Source organism: Mycetohabitans sp. B2, assembly GCF_021733735.1.
GTDB classification, from domain to species: domain Bacteria; phylum Pseudomonadota; class Gammaproteobacteria; order Burkholderiales; family Burkholderiaceae; genus Mycetohabitans; species Mycetohabitans rhizoxinica.
In genome coordinates this window covers 51,368-67,793 of record NZ_JAHKSP010000049.1, presented here as the reverse complement: position 1 = coordinate 67,793, position 16,426 = coordinate 51,368, and the positions used below count along the sequence as shown (strand labels likewise).

At 57.6% G+C, this 16,426-nt stretch carries 12 protein-coding genes; 1 reads left to right on the top strand and 11 read right to left on the bottom strand.

What is annotated here, in order from left to right:
• Positions 1 to 53: 53 nt before the first annotated feature.
• The 4 genes from KPG66_RS12545 to argG all read right to left on the bottom strand — a co-directional run bounded on the left by KPG66_RS12545 (position 54) and on the right by argG (position 6,785).
• A complete protein-coding gene (locus tag KPG66_RS12545) occupies positions 54 to 2,702 on the bottom strand; it encodes a hybrid sensor histidine kinase/response regulator (protein WP_049786539.1) in 2,649 nt (882 codons plus the stop codon).
• Positions 2,703 to 2,866: 164 nt separating this feature from the next.
• Positions 2,867 to 3,205 carry a TetR/AcrR family transcriptional regulator gene (locus KPG66_RS12540; protein WP_013428701.1) on the bottom strand — a complete coding sequence of 113 codons (339 nt, stop codon included), beginning with the start codon at positions 3,203 to 3,205 and terminating at the stop codon, positions 2,867 to 2,869.
• A gap of 707 nt (positions 3,206 to 3,912) precedes the next feature.
• The gene (locus tag KPG66_RS12535) at positions 3,913 to 5,358 is read right to left on the bottom strand and encodes an NAD-dependent succinate-semialdehyde dehydrogenase (RefSeq protein WP_013428703.1); all 1,446 of its coding nucleotides are present in this window, start codon (positions 5,356 to 5,358) and stop codon (positions 3,913 to 3,915) included.
• 68 nt (positions 5,359 to 5,426) lie between these two features.
• On the bottom strand, positions 5,427 to 6,785 hold the full coding sequence (argG, locus tag KPG66_RS12530; protein WP_237071057.1) for an argininosuccinate synthase: 1,359 nt from the start codon (positions 6,783 to 6,785) through the stop codon (positions 5,427 to 5,429).
• Between the two features lie 505 nt (positions 6,786 to 7,290).
• On the opposite strand from argG, the gene KPG66_RS12525 reads away from it, so the two are divergent.
• Positions 7,291 to 7,953, top strand: coding sequence for a hypothetical protein (locus KPG66_RS12525; protein WP_237071056.1), 663 nt, complete (start codon positions 7,291 to 7,293; stop codon positions 7,951 to 7,953).
• Between the two features lie 58 nt (positions 7,954 to 8,011).
• Here the strand turns inward: KPG66_RS12525 and KPG66_RS12520 are convergent, their stop codons facing one another.
• From KPG66_RS12520 to KPG66_RS12490, 7 genes are all read right to left on the bottom strand, one after another.
• The gene (locus KPG66_RS12520; protein WP_237071055.1) at positions 8,012 to 9,535 is read right to left on the bottom strand and encodes a hypothetical protein; all 1,524 of its coding nucleotides are present in this window, start codon (positions 9,533 to 9,535) and stop codon (positions 8,012 to 8,014) included.
• A 743-nt stretch (positions 9,536 to 10,278) separates the two neighbouring features.
• On the bottom strand, positions 10,279 to 11,013 hold the full coding sequence (locus KPG66_RS12515) for a ProQ/FinO family protein (RefSeq protein WP_237071054.1): 735 nt from the start codon (positions 11,011 to 11,013) through the stop codon (positions 10,279 to 10,281).
• 70 nt (positions 11,014 to 11,083) lie between these two features.
• Entirely contained in the window at positions 11,084 to 11,263 is a 180-nt protein-coding gene (locus KPG66_RS12510) for a hypothetical protein (RefSeq protein ID WP_237071053.1), read from the bottom strand.
• A 106-nt stretch (positions 11,264 to 11,369) separates the two neighbouring features.
• Positions 11,370 to 12,830 (bottom strand): DegQ family serine endoprotease, encoded by a 1,461-nt coding sequence (locus tag KPG66_RS12505; RefSeq protein WP_013428710.1) that lies wholly within the window; start codon positions 12,828 to 12,830, stop codon positions 11,370 to 11,372.
• Positions 12,831 to 13,245: 415 nt separating this feature from the next.
• Positions 13,246 to 13,521 carry a hypothetical protein gene (locus tag KPG66_RS12500; RefSeq protein WP_041755018.1) on the bottom strand — a complete coding sequence of 92 codons (276 nt, stop codon included), beginning with the start codon at positions 13,519 to 13,521 and terminating at the stop codon, positions 13,246 to 13,248.
• Positions 13,522 to 13,820: 299 nt separating this feature from the next.
• On the bottom strand, positions 13,821 to 14,732 hold the full coding sequence (locus KPG66_RS12495) for a LysR family transcriptional regulator (RefSeq protein ID WP_237071052.1): 912 nt from the start codon (positions 14,730 to 14,732) through the stop codon (positions 13,821 to 13,823).
• A gap of 509 nt (positions 14,733 to 15,241) precedes the next feature.
• Entirely contained in the window at positions 15,242 to 15,676 is a 435-nt protein-coding gene (locus KPG66_RS12490) for a hypothetical protein (protein ID WP_237071051.1), read from the bottom strand.
• Between the last annotated feature and the right edge of the window lie 750 nt (positions 15,677 to 16,426).

Below are 16,426 nucleotides of genomic sequence, written 5' to 3'. Positions count from 1 at the left end.
AGCCGGCGTCAACCGGCACACCGGCTCGCGCCGACAGCCCGCGGGCAACGCCGCTACGCCGATTTGCAGCACGCTGCAATTTGACGGCCGAGCGCCACTACGTCCAGTGGCTTTTGCAGCACGGGAACATCGTTGAGCAATGGGTCGACATCCGCGCATTGCCCGTACCCTGACATCAGGAACACATGGACATGCGGCTGGGTACGCCGCAGCGCTAATGCAAGCTGATCGCCAGCCATGCCGGGCAACGTGAGATCGCTCAGCAAGACATCATAGCGCTGCGCCGCGGCCCGCGTCAGCGCTTCCTCCGCGCTGCCGGCCGCACAACACCGCAGCCCCATCACCTCAATCAGGTCGCGCATCGCCTCACGCGATGGTGCGTCGTCTTCTACCAGGAGCACATGATATGGCAGTTGCCCTTCTTCGTCGCACGGCCCGAGGGCGGCGGACTGTGTCGCCGCAAGTGATGGCAATGGGGAAGGCGATGCCGACTCAGCGGGTAAGATTGACGGCGATGGCGACTCGTTTTCGCCGGGCGGCAGTGCCGACTGAGGCGTCATGCGTCCCCTAAACTGCCCTTCGAGCGCGCTGCGCAGCTTATGCGCCAACTCATCACGCCGATACGGCTTGGCCAGCAGCGTCACGCCCGGATCGAGCCGGCCATGATGAAAGATCTCGTCACGCGTGTAGCCCGACGTGAACACCACGGGCACCGGCGGCACCCGTTGCGCAGCAAGACGAGCAAGCTCGGGGCTCTTCACGTCCCCCGGCATCACGACATCGGTGAACAGCAGGTCGATGCGCGCGTCGTCGAGCAATATCGCCTTGGCCTCGTCTCCAGTCGACGCAGTCAACACCTGGTAGCCAAGCTGCGCAATCATATCGACGGCGGTCAGGCGCACATCCGCATCGTCCTCAACGATGAGCACCGTCTCGTTACCGCGCGGCACGCCGCCCGGCGTCACGGGCGAGTCTATGCACGGCGTCTCGAGCGAGCGCGGAAAAAACAACTCGACCGTTGTGCCGCGCCCAACCACGCTATCAATTTCCATGTGACCGCCGCTTTGCTTGACAAAGCCGAATACCATGCTCAAGCCCAGCCCGGTTCCATGGCCTTCCGGCTTAGTCGTGTAGAACGGCTCGAAGGCATGCTCGAGCACCTCGGCAGACATGCCCACACCGGTATCCGAGACCGAAAAGCAAACGTACTCGCCCGGCCTGACCTCAGTGTCACCGCCACCGCCGTGCCCATTGTCCGGCTTGCCGTCCAGCACCACGTTGCGTGCGGCGATCGTCAACGTGCCCTCGCCACGCATCGCGTCGCGGCCGTTGATGGCCAGATTCAGCAGCGCGTTCTCCAGCTGATTGCGATCGACCAGCACATTCCACAAGTCATCCGGCACGATCGTATCGATATTGACCGTCTCGCCAAGCGAACGATGAATCATCTCGTCCATGCCTTCAAGCAACTGCCGCGGACAAACCACCGATGGCGACAAAGGCTGGCGTCGCGCGAACGCGAGCAGGTGCGATGCGAGCCGGGCACCGCGCCGCACTGCCTCCGCCGCGGTTGCGATCCGACGTTGCGCGACCGGGTGGTTGGCCAGTTCCGCCGACAACATTTGCAGGTTGCCGTTGATCACTTGCAAGACATTATTGAAGTCATGGGCAACGCCGCCGGTGAGGCTGCCCAGCGCCTCCATTTTTTGCGCCTGCCGCAGTTGCGCCTCCACCGCCGCCCGTGCAGAAACCGCGTCCTTGACCCGCTGCTCCAGGGTGGCCGTCAATTGCACCAATGCCGCTTCCGCGACCTTGCGCTCATGAATGTCGATTAGCACACCGGGTAGCCGGCGCGGCCCTCCGTGCGCATCCAGCTCCCACTGTCCGCTTGATTGCACCCAAAGGAATTCGCCGTTCGCGCGTGTGATCCGGTATTCGGCGCGAAACGGCGTTCGCGAGCACAGCGACGCAAGCATCTGCGCCTGCACTTGGGCGACGTCATCAGGATCGACCTGCTGAATGGACAATAGATCGCCAATGCCGCGGACTTGTCGTTGTGAAACGTCGCCGAAGGTGCGAGTAAAGCGTTCGTCGCCGCTGACCGTGCCGAAGCCAACGTCCCAGACCCACGTGCCAAGTACCGCGCCGGTATTGAGCGCAAGTTGCAACCGCTCGTTGGCCAACCGCAGCGCGACCTCTGCGCGTTGCCGCGATTGCTCGGTCTGCACGCGCTCGGTTGTCTCCACGACTACCGCGATGACGCCCGCAGGCACGTCATCGTCGCCGGCGACTGGACTGTAGTACAAGTCCATCCAAACGTCCTCCGGCTTGCCGTCGCGCAGCAGCACAAGCTCCTTGTCGCGATACGTCAGCGTGCCGCCGGCAAGGCAAGTCTCCAGCACGCGGCGATTGAACGCAGCCACTTCCGGCCAGCCTTGCTCGACCGGACAGCCGAGCAAATACGGATGCCGGCCGCCGGCGAATATCGCATACGCATCGTTGTACAGCATGTAGCCATCGGCGCCCCACAGCACCACCATCGGCACTGGAGAGGCCAGCACCACTTGCATCACCGACACCAAGCTCTGCGGCCAGCGCTCGATCGAGCCCAATTCGGTCACGGACCAGTCGAACGCCCGGATCCGCTGCGCCATTTCACCGTCGCCGCCCACATGGCGCCGAGATTCGTCGAGCACGGACATGGCTCCCCCTGCAAATATCGCGCGCAACCCTGCACCCGGCCAATGCCACCGCGACGGACCACAACCATCACGCAGACCGGTAAAACATAGCGAACGCTAAACTAAACGCAAACCGCGCGGCACTTCAAGCGCTCCGCGCGCCAGCATCCTCGCAAACAACGTCGTCAGGCCATCACTGATGGGACTGGGATCGGCGTGCTCACCCATGCGCGCGGCTTGCCGTTCCAGTCGCCATCTGACATCGCCTCCCTCGCAACTTGCGTCTGCTCGCGGATATGAGTCGAAAATCGCTCCCGCCATGCGTCAACGAGTTCATTCCTCGACTTAAAATAATGATAGAACGTGCTCTTCAAATTGACTGCCTCGATGACGATGTCGTCAGTCGTCGCCTTGTCGATGCCGTTCCGCACAAATAGCCTGGCGCCGACATTCATGAGTTCCTTGCGCCGCATATCTGCGGGGTGGATCGTATGCCACCCTTTCGACGGGGCGCTGTTTTTCATCGACATCGCTGTCAAATCAGTTATCGCAGACTATAGGAAAAACTGAATTCTACCGCCCCGGCTCGCATCCTCGCTCTGGCAACCGTGGCGATGCACAGTTGAACGGCACCGATGCGCAGCCCGCGCCGCTTCACAGCAAACAAGCCGCGCCGCTCCTACTGATGAAGCAGGCCATTAAGTTCATAGGTTTATGAATATTTTGAGCGGATTTATCCGATTTCCGCTCCTGACAGCCTCGGGTGGCCAGACTGGGGGGCACCGGCCGCCGGCCTCGCGTGGAGGATGATTCGGAGATTTGCATGCGTTGGATAGTGCTTTTCTGGTTTGTGGCCAGTGCGTTCCACGTGTCGATACGCGGGCGTATGCGGTTTGGCTTCTGACGCCAGCGGTCCGACCATTCGACGTTCATGGCACCGATCCATTGCCTGTGCTACCTGTTCTCGAGCGTGAGGCGCGGGACCCATCTCGACAGCCACACCTTTCCAGAACTTGCGCCGCTGCGCGACAATTGGCGCGCAATCCGCGGCGAGCCGCTAGCGGTCGATGCCACGCAGAAAATCGCCGCGGCGCCACTTCTACCTGAAATGGTACGATACGCTGCATCCGTCGGTCTAATGCAATGTGGATGCGGCACGATAAGCCCTGCCGAGCACATCCAGCACCGCCGAGCGTCCGACTACCGCGACCGCGACCGCGTCACGGCGAGATCAAACCGCCGCCACGGACACCGCCTTGGTGACTAGATAAGCCTCCATCGCCTCCGGCCCACCCTCGGACCCATACCCCGAATCCTTGACGCCGCCAAACGGCATTTCAGGCCACGGCGTCGCAGGCTGATTAATCCAAAGCATGCCGACCTCGAGCTGATGAGACAGCAGGTGCACATTGCGCACGGAACGCGTAAACGCATAGCCGGCAAGACCATACGGCAACCGATTCGCCTCGGCGATCGCGTCCTCGAGCCGGTCGAAGCCGCGGACCGCGGCAACAGGCCCAAATGGCTCCTGGTTGAACACATCTGCGTCCCGGGGCACATTCGTCAATACCGTCGGCGCAAAGAAATTACCTGCGGAGCCGACCCGCTCGCCGCCGGTAGCCACCGTCGCGCCGGTGGCGCGCGCATTCTCGACGATCCGTGTCATTGCCGTAAGACGACGCGCGTTTGCCAGCGGACCGAGCGTGGTGCCTTGCGCAAGCCCGTCACCGAGTTTCAAACCCTGTGCGTGCTTGACCAGTGCCGCCTCGAATGCCTCGCGAATGCTGTTGTGTACCAGAAAACGCGTCGGCGAAATACACACCTGCCCCGCGTTTCGGAACTTTGCCCCACCGGCCGCCTTGATCGCCAGTGCGATGTCGGCGTCCTCGGCGACGATCACCGGCGCGTGGCCACCCAGCTCCATCGTCGCACGCTTCATATGCGCGCCGGCCAACGCCGCGAGCTGCTTGCCGACCGGCGTCGATCCGGTAAACGTCACCTTGCGGATCACCGGGTGCGCAATGAGGTAGCTCGAGATTGCCGCGGGATCACCAAACACGAGTCCAATGGTGCCGGCCGGCACGCCGGCGTCGACGAATGCCTGCAGCAGCCCCGCCGGCGACGCCGGCGTTTCCTCCGGTGCCTTCACGAGGAACGAGCATCCGCATGCGAGCGCCGCGCTGAGCTTGCGCACGACCTGGTTGACCGGAAAATTCCAAGGCGTAAAGGCAGCAACCGGCCCAATCGGCTCCTTCAGCACCGACTGCTGCACCGCAAGATTGCGCGACGGCACGATGCGGCCATATACGCGCCGCCCTTCATCCGCGAACCATTCGATGATATCGGCTGCTGACAATACCTCGATGCGCGCTTCTGCAAACGGCTTGCCCTGCTCCTGTGTCATCAACCGCGCGATTCCTTCGGCGCGCTCGCGCACCAGCGTCGCGGCCTTGCGCATCGTCGCCGCGCGCTCGTGAACTGGTACCTTGCGCCAGGTATCAAAGCCGCGCTGCGCGGCCGCCAACGCACGGTCCAAATCCGCGATGCCGGCGTGCGCGACACGGCCAATGACTTGGCCGGTCGCCGGATTGACCACGTCGAGCGTCTTGCCACTCGCCGCATCGCACCACTGGCCGTCAATGAGAAGTCGGGTATCCGTATAGCTCGACGTAACCATGCTGCCTCATCCCTGAAAATTAGAGTACGGTGCTGCTCGCCTTGCGATGGATGCGGCGCAGCGAGGCGTTACTGGCCCGCGTCGTCGCCGCACCGGCCTTCGCCTTGCTCCAGTTGCGGCAGCGAGATCCCGCCTTGGGCGCCGAGCACGCCAGTTTTCGCGTAGATCTGCAGCTTGTCGCGAGTATCGGCGATATCGAGATTGCGCATCGTCAACTGGCCGATGCGGTCCAACGGCGAGAACGTCGACTCACCTTTTTCCATTGTCAGCCGCTCGGGCTGGTAGGTCAGGTGCGGCGACTGGGTGTTGACGATCGAATAATCGTTACCGCGACGCAACTCGATCGTCACCTCGCCGGTGATCGCACGCGCAACCCAGCGCTGCGACGCCTCACGCAGCATGATCGCCTGCGGATCAAACCAGCGGCCCTGGTACAACAGTCGTCCAAGGCGGCGACCGTTGTCACGATACTGGTCGATCGTATCCTCATTGTGGATACCCGTGACCAGGCGCTCATAGGCGATATACAGCAACGCCAGTCCCGGCGCTTCATAGATGCCGCGGCTCTTCGCCTCGATGATCCGGTTCTCGATTTGGTCGCTCACGCCCAATCCATGCCGTCCGCCAATGCGGTTCGCCTCGAGCAGTAGCTCAACGCCGCTATCAAATTCGACGCCGTTGATCGCCACCGGAAGACCCTGCTCAAACCGCACGGTCACGTCCTCGCGGGCAATCTGCACGTCGTCGCGCCACGACGCGACACCCATGATCGGCGCGACGATCCGCACGCTGCTGTCCAACTGCTCCAGATCCTTGGCCTCATGTGTGGCGCCGAGAATGTTCGAATCGGTCGAATACGCTTTGTCAGCCGACATCCGGTAATCAAAGCCTGCCTGGCGCATGAACTCGGACATCTCGGCCCGGCCGCCGAGCTCGTCGATGAACGCCTGATCCAGCCATGGCTTGTAAATGCGCAGGCCCGGATTGACGAGCAGCCCATAACGGTAGAAGCGCTCGATGTCATTACCTTTGAACGTGCTGCCGTCGCCCCAAATGTTGACACCATCCTCCTTCATTGCCGCCACCAGCATCGTGCCGGTCACTGCGCGGCCCAACGGCGTCGTGTTGAAGTAGGTGACGCCGGCGGTACTGATGTGGAACGCGCCGCACTGCAGCGCGGCAAAGCCCTCTGCGACAAGCTGCGCGCGACAATCAATCAGCCTTGCGTTTTCTGCTCCATACTGCTTCGCGCGACGCGGGATGTCATCGTAGTCGGTCTCGTCCGGCTGGCCCAGATTGGCCGTGTATGCATACGGGATCGCCCCCTTGATGCGCATCCAGTGCAGCGCTGCGCTGGTGTCCAGGCCGCCTGAGAACGCGATGCCGACCTTTTGGCCGCGCGGAAGTTGTTGCAGGATAGTTGCCATAGCTGATGTGCGGAAATGTCGGATGAAAACGCTTACAGAAGGGCTTCGCGCCCACAGGGCATCAATTGTATTACCAAACGCAATGCAAACGGGGCGTTCGGGCCAAACGCTCCGTCTCTTGCCAATAGTTTACACGCCATGCGCAGCCCGCGCGCCATACAGGTACTTACCGCACGCTTTCATGTATCGCAGCGCGCGCGGTGAATGTCTCACGCCAATGCGTCAACTTTTGATTAACCCGCCATGATGCTGTTTAAAAACACGTCGGACATTATGAATCAGACCAAAAATTAATGGATACTGCTTAGCCTATGTACTTGGTAACGTTTTTTCATTAGCTTTCATTTTGCACCTCGGTGCTTTTAATTTTTCCCATTGTGGTAAATTGCACGACTAGTGCATTGAACGCCCAGGCACCGCGATGCATTCACAGTGCAACGACAAGTGTCTGTACCCATGACACCATCCGCATGCCTATTCAAACATAAACCTAATAAAATGACCCATGGAATTTGATCCTAACCTTGCATCTATCAACGCTCAAGTGGCTATGTGCGCAATGCAGAGCCAGCAAAACCAACATGCTACTGCAGCCGCACCGCCTGGCTCATTACGCCAGATGGCGCCCGAGAACACATGTACGTTGAAAGAGCCGATGATCTGTGCAACGGAAAATCAAGCCAAAGAACCAGTAAATGGCTCGACAATAGTTCGTAAAAACCGTCCGACAACCTACCGAGATCTGCCGCTCGAAATCATCCAGCAGGTGGCCGACTGCCTACCCTTTGATCTTATCGGTGATCTATCGACCGTGGACAGGCGCACATACCACGTGCTGCGAGAACGGCGGCTACGCTATCTTTGCTATGCACGCGCCCTGCACCTAAAAGAGAGTAATTTTGATTTAGCATCAGCACTTCAATTATTAGCCGAGATTGAACGGATCCGCGCACACTCTGCGTTGCGCGCTGAGCCACTCAGAAGGCTGGCGTGGCTCATATTAGACTTGCCCGGTGCGCAAAAGTCGACGGCATTCGCACTTATTTTTGAGGCTGCAGACCGCATGCATTGGATTATAATATTAATCGACAACCGTCACCAGTGCCGAGCAAAAATGCGATCATCGATTTCACTTGCTCTTATTATGATGGGCCAACTGCAATTATGAGCCAGCTGCGGTTAAGCGATCCTTTGCAGCTCATGCACCGCTTAATCAGCCCACAATTTCAAGCGTTAGCGCTGTTATGCGCACCGACATCATTATCCAATACATCCATTAAATTTTTGTCACCCCTAATTCTCTCAACAAATTCTTTTATAACACTTCTAAATCTCCAATCGACCTCCTCATCGACAACATATTGATCCATCAGCGCATCAACTTGCCCTCTGCTGTGGATACCGGTTAAGACATCCGCCAAGCAAATATATAACCCTTTTCCACTTAGCCAACGAGAAAAAATTTTTAACGACTTAATCTTGTCTTCGTTATACCCAAGGCCAATTCCATTAGCCTTACAATAATTATAAATATTATCAGAAGTTTTTTTGTCTTTTTCAGATAAAAATCTATCGTAGTTCTTCGCTATTGAAGACCTCTTTTTTCCACGCAAAATATCAATTGACGGCTTAAAGTCCTTTTTATAAGTCGGCTTCATACTTCCATCAGCCTTAAAAAGCGTTTCCAGTGCATCGGTAAATTCTCTATCAATTTCTGATTTTATAATACTTAACGACTCATCAACTCCAAATTCTTTCTCAATAAAAAATTTTATTCTCAACAACGTATCGCAATGTCTTGAGTTCCTCAACGCATGAAGAATATCAACATCTTTTTCTTTGGGCTGCGACATTTTCAAGCGGAGACTAACTATATTGCGCGCGTCACTAGCCAAGTCAGACGCCGCAGAATTTTCCACAAAAAGACTATCATAACCCGTTATTTGCGACAACTGCCTTCCCTTCTCCCATTCAAGCAAATATTTAAGTTTATTAACAGCCCTATCAATTTTAGACCTATAACCACTGCTCAGCTTAAAACTATCATCATTTTTAAATAGCGAAAATACATTAGTTGGATTATAAATATTTGAAGGATCCGTAACCGGTTGACTTCTCAAATAAGCAACAAGACTGCCTTCATGCTTTACATTTAGCCATCCAGCAAAGTAAATCAAAATGCGGACTAAATTTCCTTCTTCGGATTTTTTATACCTAAATTTTGGACAAGCCTCCCCTAAAGCGGCAAAGCGTCTATCTATATTGAATAAAAGTTGCTTATCTTCTTGTGACAAAATAAAATTTGGGCGAATGCTAGCACCAGCAGGTGCGCTTGAGTTGAGCGCAGCAAGGTATGGCTGGATTGTCGTGCCACTAGCATCTACGCTGGTTCCGGCATGCTGCTCTGTTAACAGTTGCTGCTGAGTAGACGCTGAAGGCGATCGAAGACGCCGGAACACATTGCTAAGCCATGGAACATTGACGGGTGGACGCGGTAAAGACCGCTCTTCAACCATATCCGGTTCATCACGTCGTGTTGGCCTCGTTTGGCTTCGAATGGGTGAGCCGCTGCGAGTTCGCCCCCGTGTCCATACATTCGTATCATCCAAACGGGTATGGTTTTCAGAAGCGAACGGACGCCGAATGTCATCATCCAACGCATCATCCAATTCCGCAAAGTCGACCGGCTTAATTACAGAGAACTGCTGGCCCCCATCTTGCCGAAGCTGGCTACTATTTGCCAGGGTCATCCTTGCCGGGTCCGATGACCACGTCATCATTGCCTCTTGAGGAGCCCGACGTGACGAACGGACGCGTGGCTGTACTTGACGCGATGTGGCGTCGGCGCCTGTTTGCGCTACATCGTCCGGTTGTTGAAAGTTTCTAGTACTGGAGGAATTTGCTAGGGTCCTTATTGACGGGTCCGACGACCAGGTCATGATCGCCCCCTGAAGGGCCCGAGATGACGAATGGACGCGTGGCTGTACTTGACGCGATGTGGCGTCGACGCCTGTTTGCGTTACACCGTCCGGTTGTTGAAAATTCGCAGCGGGGGAAGAATGAGCGTGAGAAAAAACGTTGAAGGGATTCATTAAAAAGCAAACAGCGTTGCGGCTGCTTTCTCCAGTGGACAAACCAGAGCATATTTTGCTAAACAACGCCCTTACGAGTACGTGTTACTACGAAACGGGCTCATGGCTAACGCACTATCTACTGTCGCCGCCCTTAACAAAATAATTTAGTCATGTAAATCATATAGGCATTTATATAATAATATGGATGCCTATATGATGACAGCAAGCTTACGCATACCTTGCATGTTTACCTTTATAAGCTAAACATGCTGACTATGCCGTTACGTATCACGATGCAGGTGTGTTCGGACACGGCAGCTAAACAACAAGACTGCGTGATATGGTCAGCGCCAAACGCTCGTGCACGTCATGATGCGCATCGCTGCTGCACTGGCGCAGCAGCTAGAATCTCCCCGGCCTCACTCCAAATTTGTCTTCGGGTCCTGGGCCGTTCGATGCGCTTGGGCCGACTGAGGGTCCCGGCATTCCATCTGCTGCGCGTCCACCGATGCGTGTGCCGATGGCTGCTGCGCCGGCTGCGGCGACGTCTTTGCTATCCGCGCTTCGTTTGACAAGCATGCCGTGCCGGTCTTCGCCTCGGCGCGTTGCCGTTTGACACCGCCATGCGGATGCGAGCGCCGCGACGCCAGCCAGCGTGCGCGCGCTGCCTGCGGCGCCGAAACCTCACCCACAGGATTGCCTTGCAAATCGACACGCGCAGCATGTTCGACAAGGCAATTCCAGTAACGACTACCCTGACACCACGTCGCGATCGCATCCTTGATCTGCGCTTCGGTCAGTCCAAGCTTCTTCGCGTGCTGCATCGCATCGATATGAATACCGAGTTTGAGCGGCAGCTTCGGTTCGGGTTTTTTAGGAAAAGACTTTGGAAAATGCTTCTGCAAGCGCCAGATCGCTTCCACTACCGGATCGACCGGTTTGTGGCTCTGCGCAACGGGCCGCTGCTGGCCGCCCTGCCCGGTTCGTGCCCGCTTTGCATGATAAGCCGCAGAGTGTTGCTTGCCCTGCTGCTTGCCTTGTTCGGCATGCTGCGGCTCGCCTTGTTCCGTACGCTGCTTCGCCTGCTCAGCCCGTTGCTGTCTAGCCTGTGCAGCGAGTTGCTGCTTCAGCGCGGCAAGTTGCTCAAAACCCATGTTGCTTGTTATTTAAAAGGAGTCTGCCCATTGTAGCAGTTCGTCCTTGGGCGCAAGAGACTGTCGTCGGTCACGAAGCCGCATGCGGCGGCTGCAGCGTACCCGAATTGGCGCTCAATAAGTCCTCGCTGCGCTCAATCACATAGCGCTCCAGCATCGAGACCACCGCGTCGTCGCGCAGTTCATTCCATGGTATTGCCGCAAGCGGCACGATGCGCAGCGGCGCGCGTGGCTGCGCGTTATCGAGCACGCGACCGCAGTAGTAGGCCTAGGCGCCGGCGCATGCTTCGCCGCGTGGCTCGAACACCGCAAACAAGAAAACCACGGCCAACCCTGCAGCCACGGTGCATGATGGGTCAGCCGAGGTCAACCGGTATAAAGATTTGTGCGTTGTCGCGCTGCACCAGCAACGCAACACTGCTACCGGCCCGCGAGAGGCTTGATGCAAGTTGGGCGGGCGTCGTGACCGGCTGGCCGTTCACCGCCAGGATGACATCGCCAGGCTGCACGCCGGCAGCCGCTGCCGGGCCTGCAACATCCTGGACCAGCAGGCCTTGGGCCTGCACTGCGCGTCGCTCCTGCGGCGTCAATACGCGCACCGCGACACCGAGCCGGCCCTGCGTCGCGCCTTGCGCATCGTTGGACTCGAGCTTACCGTTTGTGAACGCGCCCAGTGTCACATTCACGTCCTTTGTGCTCCTGTCACGCCACACCTGCAGTTTTGCAGTCGTGCCCGGTTGCATCGCGGCGATCTGCGCGGGCAGTTCCGACGAGCTTAGCACCGGCGCGCCATTGACCTGTAATATCACGTCGCCTGCCTTCAGCCCAGCCTTTGCGGCCGGCCCACCGGGCTCGACCGAACTGATCAGCGCACCCTGCGGCTGCTTTAGGCCAAACGAGTTTGCCAGCGCCTGGTTCACGCCCTGCACCGACACGCCCAACCGCCCCCGACTGACGTGACCGGTCTTCACTAGCTGATCCTTCACACGGATCGCTTCATCAATCGGGATCGCGAATGACAGGCCCTGGAAACCACCGGTCTGAGAGTAAATCATCGAGTTGATCCCGATTACATCACCCTGCAGATTGAACAACGGCCCACCTGAATTGCCAGGATTCACCGGCACATCGGTTTGGATAAACTGCGTATAGTTTTCGTCTGGCAGCGCACGCGACTTCGCGCTGATGATGCCCGACGTCACAGTGTTGTCAAAACCATACGGCGAGCCGATCGCGACAACCCACTGACCGACCTTGCTTTGCTTGGGATCGCCGATCTTCACCACCGGCAGGTTGCTCGCGTCAATCTTGAGCACCGCCACATCGGACTGCTTATCGCTGCCCACCACCTTCGCGCGGAACTCGCGCTTGTCGGTCAATCGCACGCTCACCACGTTCGCGCCGTCGATCACGTGCGCATTCGTCAGGATATATCCGTCCTTGCTGATGATGAAGCCCGAACCCAGGCTGCTGCTCGGTACCTCCTGCTGCGGGCCGAAATTGCCGCCGAACCCGTAGAAGCGGCGGAAGAATTGGAAGAACGGATCACTCGGGTCGAGTGGCAACGGCAGGCCGCGCTGTGCGGCTTGTCGCACGATATGCTTCGCGCTGATGTTGACGACTGCCGGGCCGTACGTTTCAACCAACCCGGAGAAATCAGGTACGCCGGTCTTCGCGGCGGCCTCGGCCGGCATCATCGGAACGGCATGGGCCGACTGCACAGGCTCAATGTCCTTGTGTCCAGCGAAGTACCCGGCCGATAACGCGGCCGCCACCGCGACGGCAACGGCGCTACGCGACAGGATTTTGGTTTTCATCGATTGCGCTCCTCGTCGGCATGACTGCTACAATGCCTGCCAGAATAGGAGCGGTCGCTTAAATCTGTCTTAAAACCAAGATCGGCAGGGCCGCTGCGCAATGCCGTATATCCTGTCCGAAGGTGCCCGGGTGACAGCGCCCTGCCTAATACGGAGATCCCATGTCATACATGGCTGCTCATCGTCGGACCCGCGGAATAGTGAAGTTAGCGCGGCCTCGAGGCAGGGGATGCGCAGTGTACAAACGGATGATGCGTTTTTAAGACGACTTGAAAGCATGCAGGCTATTGGTCATAGTGCAGTCGCTCGCCTCCGTCCCTGGCCGTGTGCGCGTGCAGACGCGTGACGGCTGGCACCGGCTGGTCCCTGTTATGAGTGACAAGCGGTGCTGGCCGCGAACCAAGCGGCCACAGCGCTACTTGCCAAGCCGCGCGCGCAACGCCCGCGCCGTTTCCAGCAACCCCTCGTAGCCCGACCGCGCGTGATCCGGTAGGTCCGGATCACCGACCAGCGCCCCCAGTGTCTCGATCAAGCTGTACAGGATACCCTTGGCTGCGCCGGCTGCGATATGGCCTGACGAAAGCTGTGTGTCCACGTGGTTGAGCGCGGCATCCAGATGGTCGACATCCGGCCGCTCGCCACGCGCGCCCGGCGACGACGGTCGCCCACCGTGACTCGATTCTTCACCCATTCCGTTCCCCTGTTCAAGAATCCGATCATCCATCCCGCTTATCTTCCGCTTTTGGGGAGACGTTGGCGCGACGTCGGAACTCCGGACTGATGCTTACGTCACCACCTTTATTTACATGATTATATTGGCTCAATACGCGGAATGCGGCAATGAGTCATCGTGTCAGGGTAGCAGTCATCATCGCCCCCTTAAAGATTCGTCAATATTACTTCTTTTTGCGCAGTGCAATATTGAGCGAAATGTCGCAGGCTGCGCGGCACCTTACGCACATGGTCGGTCCAGCTGCCTGCCACAGTGGGCTATCGAGCGACGTCCGACGCGGGCATGGCCCCCGAGCCCAGTGCCTCGGACAAAAAATCGATGAAAGTACGCACCTTCGGCGTCATGTACTTGCGGCTCGTGTAGACGACGTACACGCGCGGCGAGAACAACACATAGTCTGGCAGCAGCTTGAGCAGTGCACCGTCGCGCACCTCAGTCGTGACAATCCACTCCGGCAGGTACGCCAAGCCCAGCCCCGCCTTAACACATTGCAGCGCCATCGACGTGTCGTTGGTCTTGAGCACCGCGCGGTTCCTGACTGTGAACCGCCCACGCGGCCCTGACAGCTCAACCCTGTCCAGGTTTGTATAGTTCGGCAGCACAATCCGATGCGCCTCGATGTCGAGCGGCTCGCGCGGCATACGATGCCGGGCCAGGTAATCGGGTGCGCCCACTAGCAGAAACGGCACTTCGCACAATGGCCGCACGATCAGCGACGGCGACGGCTCAGAGGTGGCGCGCAGCGCCATATCATAGCCTTCTTGCGTCAGGTCGACAAAGCGATTTTCCAGCCGCAGGTCGATCAACACGTGGGGAAACCTGTGCTGGTAAGCCGCGACCAAGTCTGCGAATCGCCGCGTCGCGAACCAGCCCGGCGCCGAGACTTTCAGCACACCCTGCGGCTGGCTGCTCTGTGCGCCGAGCGCCGCTTCGGCGGCCTGCAAAATGTCCAGTGCCTCGCAGCATTGTTCGTAATACACGCTGCCTGCCTCGGTCAGGCTCATCTGACGCGTGGTGCGGTTCAGCAACCGGACATGGAGTTCACGCTCGAGGCTGGCGATATGCTTGCTCGTCATCGCAGTCGAGATATTCAAGCGCTCGGCCGCCTTCACGAAGCTGCCCGCTTCGGCGACTTCACGAAACACCCGAATGCTGGTGAATTTATCCACGCTGCCCTTCCTGTTGATAAGACCGACGCGCGGATGATAGCGGGTTCCGCGCGGCACCGTCGCCGGCTAGCCGAATGGGGCACCTGCCACGAGATCACCGGCGCCGGTGTGCAGGACGATTCCCCGGCTTTCACCGATGCCGCATCGAACAGTATGGAGCACGGTGCATTGAATGCACAGCTTACGGCTTACAGAGAAGGCTGATGATTGTTAATGTTCGATGACGATTGCGCTGACGCGCACGACAATCCGGCGGCCGCCAGCGCCCGACGCCTCGGGAAAGCTTTGATTATCGGGCTCAGGCAGCCATCTACTGGGCGACATGCAATGACGCTGCCAGGCGCGTCAGCCTCAGCGGCTCTGCCGCCCCTTCATGCCCGTTCGGCCCGCGACGATAGGGTAAGACACCTGCCAGCGCGTTCCAAATCCTTGCATACGCGTGAAGCGCACGGCATCACGGACATGAGCGCTTATGAAACGAATGCTTGCGAACGCCGGAAGACATGCTGTCAGCAGCACGCTGAAAATGATTTTTCCACACTTTGTGTGAAGTTTGTGCCGTAGGCTAGCATCGGTTCGACACGCGATTTAGCATGGCCATGTGAATCACCACGCGAAATGCCTTCGGCATAGGCGCCGGCGCGACCGCGCGACACAAACTGAACTGCGCAATGACGACTTAGCCAGTTCGCCGCCGTCGTTGCACCGCGCGGCGGCAGCAGATCCAGTAGCCGGCGTTTCTGGAGATCGGTCAATAGAGTAGCGTAGCAAGAGCCACGTTTGAATAGCCCGTCAACGATACCCATGATGTGCGGCTGCGGTGTCGCTGCGCATGGCTCATCACCGTGGCCTTTGAGCAAACGAAGCATCGTTTGGACCCGACCGTTCCCCTCCAAAAACATCCATGCGAGGAGTGGGCAACAGGCGTTGAAGGAAAAATCCACGCCGGTGTCCGAGTGATGAGATATCGTGCTTGACCGTCATCCTCACTAGCCAGGAAGTGGGAAAACCACATTACGTCCGACGTTGACACCAGCCCATCTGGTGTTTCCGATGGAACCCGCAAACCAAGCGTCGCAGATGCACTTAAAAAATTATTTTTTCAGACGGATAAATTTTATAGATGCAAACAACATGATTATTACATCATTTGTCTTATACTGCCATCTCCAGTTATCGGCACACACTGCTTACGTGCTTTTCTATACTGATTCTGGCGTTTTTTGAAAAGAAAAATTGCTTGGATGGTTCCCAATTTAGTTCTATAGTGACTTCACCTCATTGGAAACCTATGCACTTGGGAACGGGACTTCATTCCCATACGCGGTGTGGATTATCAGAAGAATGGGGTGATTCGTCGGCAGCCGCGACTGCCGTTTCATACAGGCGATGTCTGGAGTGAACGCAATGACGAAGTACTCTGAGTTAATCCAAGCCACGTTGTCCTTACGCGGTACATCCGTTTTTCCTATCTCTCTTGTCTCGAACCACTGTGCAAACTGTGACGCAATGGTGCTTTAGTTCGATATACATCCAGACAATGGCTTTCATGATCGGGAACATCGTTAAAATCCCCCTCATTTCAGTCGCAATCTGAAACATTGCAGCATCCTACTAAAAGCACAATGTCTTAGCGAATTTAAATGATTCGATAAGCAAGCAATATTTGCAGATTTAAAAAGGGCCGACCAACA

What these genes read in the sequence shown, in the direction of transcription:
- KPG66_RS12535 (WP_013428703.1), bottom strand. Translation starts at nt 5,358, where the DNA reads ATGGTTACGTCGAGCTATACGGATACCCGACTTCTCATTGACGGCCAG.
- KPG66_RS12545 (WP_049786539.1), bottom strand. Translation starts at nt 2,702, where the DNA reads ATGTCCGTGCTCGACGAATCTCGGCGCCATGTGGGCGGCGACGGTGAA.
- KPG66_RS12515 (WP_237071054.1), bottom strand. Translation starts at nt 11,013, where the DNA reads ATGGGTTTTGAGCAACTTGCCGCGCTGAAGCAGCAACTCGCTGCACAG.
- argG (WP_237071057.1), bottom strand. Translation starts at nt 6,785, where the DNA reads ATGGCAACTATCCTGCAACAACTTCCGCGCGGCCAAAAGGTCGGCATC.
- KPG66_RS12500 (WP_041755018.1), bottom strand. Translation starts at nt 13,521, where the DNA reads ATGGGTGAAGAATCGAGTCACGGTGGGCGACCGTCGTCGCCGGGCGCG.
- KPG66_RS12505 (WP_013428710.1), bottom strand. Translation starts at nt 12,830, where the DNA reads ATGAAAACCAAAATCCTGTCGCGTAGCGCCGTTGCCGTCGCGGTGGCG.
- KPG66_RS12540 (WP_013428701.1), bottom strand. Translation starts at nt 3,205, where the DNA reads ATGAAAAACAGCGCCCCGTCGAAAGGGTGGCATACGATCCACCCCGCA.
- KPG66_RS12525 (WP_237071056.1), top strand. Translation starts at nt 7,291, where the DNA reads ATGGAATTTGATCCTAACCTTGCATCTATCAACGCTCAAGTGGCTATG.
- KPG66_RS12520 (WP_237071055.1), bottom strand. Translation starts at nt 9,535, where the DNA reads ATGACCCTGGCAAATAGTAGCCAGCTTCGGCAAGATGGGGGCCAGCAG.